Origin of the sequence: Pseudomonas putida, assembly GCF_030159595.1 — a bacterium.
In the GTDB taxonomy this organism is placed as follows: domain Bacteria; phylum Pseudomonadota; class Gammaproteobacteria; order Pseudomonadales; family Pseudomonadaceae; genus Aquipseudomonas; species Aquipseudomonas putida_AC.
In genome coordinates, this window is the sequence record NZ_BSKJ01000035.1 from 1 (window position 1) to 463 (window position 463).

General features: G+C 61.8%; 1 protein-coding gene. It reads right to left on the reverse strand.

Annotated features, from left to right (window positions below; translation table 11 throughout):
• On the reverse strand, positions 1-463 hold a 463-nt coding region (locus QQL85_RS26440; RefSeq protein ID WP_284368792.1), incomplete at both ends, for a calcium-binding protein.

A 463-nucleotide genomic window follows, 5' to 3' on the forward strand; every position in this document is an offset into this window, starting at 1 on the left:
CCATAGGCCAACGTCAGCTGATCGTCGCCATCACCGCCGAACAACTGATCGAAACTGCCATCGGCTCCGCCGTTCAGTGTGTCGGCGCCGTTGTCGCCGCGCAGCGTGTCGGCACCGCTGCCACCCACCAGCGTGTCATCACCGTCGCCACCGCTAATTGTGTCGTTGCCATCGTTGCCGTTCAGTGTGTCGTTACCGCCGAAGCCGTTGAGCTCCTCGTTGCGCGCATCGCCGTTCAGCACGTTATCCTGTTCGTCGCCGTTGATGATCGGCAAATGGAGACGAATCTCCGCGCGGTCCCACACGCTACCGTCGGCGAAGCGGAACGCCTGCACGCCGTATTCCGTACTCGGATCACCGGTATAGAACTGGCTGTAAATCTGGAGCGTGCGGCCGTTGGCGAAGGTGACGATCACGTTGTCATTGCTGCGCGACAACTGCAGCGTGGCCGGGTCGATGTCGG